We start from the raw sequence: 3200 nt of genomic DNA on the forward strand, positions 1-3200 counted from the left end.
CAGGAGCAGGCTTTCGGCGGGCGCGTGGAGATCCGCTTCACCGACGGCTCGCAGATCGTCGAGGAGATCGCGGTGGCGGATGCCCACCCGCAGGGCGCGCGCCCGTTCGGTCGTGACGACTACGTGAACAAGTTCCGAACACTGGCCGCCGACGCGTTGGAGGCATCCGAGATCGACCGTTTCCTGGATGTCGCGCAGCGGCTCCCGGAACTCACCCCTGAGGAGCTGCCCGGGCTGAGCTTCACCGCGCGGCACGGCCTGCTCGCCTCGGTCGACAGCCCCCGCGGGTTGTTCTGAGACCACCGGTGGGTGACAGACTGAACCGGAGCGAAGGAGCACCATGAGCGAGGAAACCACCGAGATCCGCAAGGGTCTTGCCGGCGTCGTCGTCGACACGACGGCCATTTCGAGCGTCAACCCGGCCACGAACTCCCTGCTGTACCGGGGGTATCCCGTGCAGGAGCTGGCCGCGAAGTGCTCGTTCGAAGAGGTGGCGTACCTGCTCTGGAACGGGGAGCTCCCCGGTGACGACGACCTCGAGGCGTTCGAGGCGCAGGAGCGCGCGCAGCGTGCACTGGCGCCGAACGTGAGGCGCGCGATCGACGACATCCCGACATCCGCTCACCCGATGGATGTGCTGCGCACGGCCGTGAGCGTGGTCGGAGCCGACGACGCGGATGGCGCGTTCGGTGCGGTCGACGACCCGTTCGAGGTGGTGTACCCGAAGGCGCTGCGGCTCATGGCTCAGCTTCCGGCGATCGTCGCGTACGACCAGCGCCGCCGCCACGGGCTGCCGCTGGTGGAGCCGCACGACGAGCTCGACTACGCGAGCAACTTCCTCTACATGACGTTCGGCGAGGTGCCCGATCCGGTGGTGGTCGACGCGTTCCGTGTCTCGCTCATCCTGTACGCAGAGCATTCGTTCAACGCCTCCACGTTCACGGCGCGCGTGATCGCCTCGACACTCTCCGACGTGTACAGCGCGGTGACCGGCGCTATCGGGGCGCTGAAGGGTCCGTTGCACGGTGGCGCGAACGAGGCGGTCATGGTCGCGTTCGACGAGATCGGCTCAGCCGACAAGGCTGAGGCCTGGCTCGACGACGCCCTCGCGAACAAGCGCAAGATCATGGGCTTCGGCCACCGTGTGTACAAGAACGGCGACTCGCGCGTTCCGACGATGAAGGCATCCCTCGACAAGCTCGTCGAGTACTACGACCGGCCCGAGGTGCTCGATCTCTACGAGACGCTCGAGGCGGCGATGGATGCCCGCAAGGGCATCAAGCCGAACGTGGACTACACGAGCGGCCCTGCCTACAACCTGATGGGTTTCGACACGGAGACGTTCACGCCCATCTTCGCGGCCGCGCGCGTCACCGGATGGACCGCCCACGTCATCGAGCAACTCAAGTCGAACTCGCTGATCCGCCCGCTCTCGCAGTACAACGGCGTGCCGGAGCGGCACCTTCGGTAGGGCTCGAGTCGGTTCCGCTACACAAATCGGCATCCGCTACTGCGATGACCAGTAGCGGATGCCGATTTCTGTGGCGCTAGCGGTTCGGTCGTTACGGTTGAGGCTTCGTGGCGACGCCATCGAGCCAGAGCGTCTCCGACTCGTCGCGGTGCACACCGTCGCTGCCGACGTGCTTGCTGCTGATCGTCGGGCCCTTCTGGATGACGTGCACCAACGCCATGCCGTGGCCTCGACCCAGATCGTAGTCATCCTTCAGCCACGTCAGGATCTCGCCGGCCTTCGTGCCCGGCGCATCCAGCCCGCGTTCGTGCGCGATGTCGATGAGCTCGCGCGGGGTCAGTCCCGTCTTCTTCTCGATGGTGTCCAAGTACGCCTGGAATGACACGCTGCTGGCCCTCTCTGCTGACAATCTGACAGTACCGATCGGTACTGCTTCGAGTACGGTACTGTTTGGTACTGATGGTTCGCAACCCCGGTCCTCAGATCTCCGACGAGAAGCGCGCGCACATCCTCGAGGCGGCGCTGGATGTCTTCGTCGCCAACGGCTACGTCGGAACGAGCACCGATCAGCTGGCGGCTGCTGCAGCGATGTCGAAGCAGACGATCTACCGAGCTTTCGGCGACAAGGAGGGCGTTTTCGCGGCGCTGATCCGCGCGGAATGCGACCGCATCCACGACCCGTTCGGGCCCCTCGTCGAGCGGATGCGCGAGGTCGAGACCGCGGAGGAGGCCGTGCGGATGCTCGCGGAGCTGTTCGCACGCTCGATCATGGCTCCACGTGTTCAGAGGCTGCGGCGCCTGGTCATCGCCGAAGGGGCCCGCTTCCCGGAGCTGGGGCGCCTCTACTGGGAGCGCGGCTTCGTGCGGATGCTGAACTCCGTCGCGTCGTGCATCGCCGAGCTGGATCGGCGCGAGCTGCTCAGTGTGCCCGCCCCCGACCTCGCCGCCCAGCATCTCGCGGGCATGCTGCTCTGGATCCCGAGCAACCGCATGATGTTCACCGGCGCCAAGCGCCAGCCGTCGACGGCGGAACTCACCAAGGTGATCGGCGCCGGCACCGCCGCGTTCCTCCGGGCGTACGCACGCGCATCCTGAGCGCACTCGCCGGCGTGAGCGCTCAGCTGACGCAGATTGCGGGTGCGTCCAACGGTGACCCGCATTTGGAGACAGCGGAACGACGGATGCCCCGCTGCGGGGCCGCGCGTTGTCGGCGGGCGACACGCGAATGGGCACGTTCGGCCCCACGCGCCTAGCGTGACGGCATGCACATGCTCCTGCGCACGATCCTGCACTCCTGGATCTCCCGCTTCGGCAAGCGGATCGGTCACTACGACGTTGCGCACACGAGGTTCCGGGTGCTGCCGACCGACCTGGACATCCTCAAGCACATGAACAACGGCGTGTACCTGTCGATCTTCGACATCGGACGCTTCGACATGCTGCGGCGTAACGGGGTGTGGCAGATCTTCGCCGATCGCGGCTGGTACCCGGTAGTGGCATCCGAGACGATCACCTTCCGCAAGTCGTTGCAGCTCTGGCAGCGGTTCGAGGTGGAGTCGCGCATCATCGGCTTCGACGCGAAGGCGGCGTACGTGCAGCACCGTGCCGTGGTGGACGGCGAGATCTACGCAGAGGCGTTCATCAAGGCGAGGTTCCTGAAGCGTTCAGGCGGCACGGTAGGCATCGAAGAGATGTTGGATGCCGTGGGCCCGGCGCCTGCCGCGCTCGA

At 66.2% G+C, this 3200-nt stretch carries 4 protein-coding genes and 1 pseudogene; 4 read left to right on the top strand and 1 reads right to left on the bottom strand.

Annotated features, from left to right (window positions below; genetic code table 11):
* Positions 1-297, top strand: a pseudogene (locus ACTHNC_RS03455) (MmgE/PrpD family protein); the annotation flags it as partial.
* A gap of 43 nt (positions 298-340) precedes the next feature.
* The gene (locus ACTHNC_RS03460) at positions 341-1471 is read left to right on the top strand and encodes a bifunctional 2-methylcitrate synthase/citrate synthase (RefSeq protein WP_440293203.1); all 1131 of its coding nucleotides are present in this window, start codon (positions 341-343) and stop codon (positions 1469-1471) included.
* A gap of 91 nt (positions 1472-1562) precedes the next feature.
* Here ACTHNC_RS03460 and ACTHNC_RS03465 read toward each other — a convergent pair whose 3' ends face one another.
* Complete coding sequence (locus ACTHNC_RS03465; RefSeq protein ID WP_440293204.1) at positions 1563-1856, bottom strand: DUF4287 domain-containing protein; 294 nt, start codon at positions 1854-1856, stop codon at positions 1563-1565.
* A 74-nt stretch (positions 1857-1930) separates the two neighbouring features.
* Between ACTHNC_RS03465 and ACTHNC_RS03470 the strand changes: the two genes are divergently transcribed.
* The gene (locus tag ACTHNC_RS03470; RefSeq protein ID WP_440293205.1) at positions 1931-2566 is read left to right on the top strand and encodes a TetR/AcrR family transcriptional regulator; all 636 of its coding nucleotides are present in this window, start codon (positions 1931-1933) and stop codon (positions 2564-2566) included.
* Positions 2567-2733: 167 nt separating this feature from the next.
* Positions 2734-3200, top strand: a 467-nt coding sequence (locus ACTHNC_RS03475; protein WP_440293206.1) for an acyl-CoA thioesterase, incomplete at its 3' end; no start/stop codon positions are given.

It is taken from the genome of Humibacter sp. (assembly GCF_051954055.1).
Taxonomy (GTDB): Bacteria; Actinomycetota; Actinomycetes; order Actinomycetales; family Microbacteriaceae; genus Humibacter.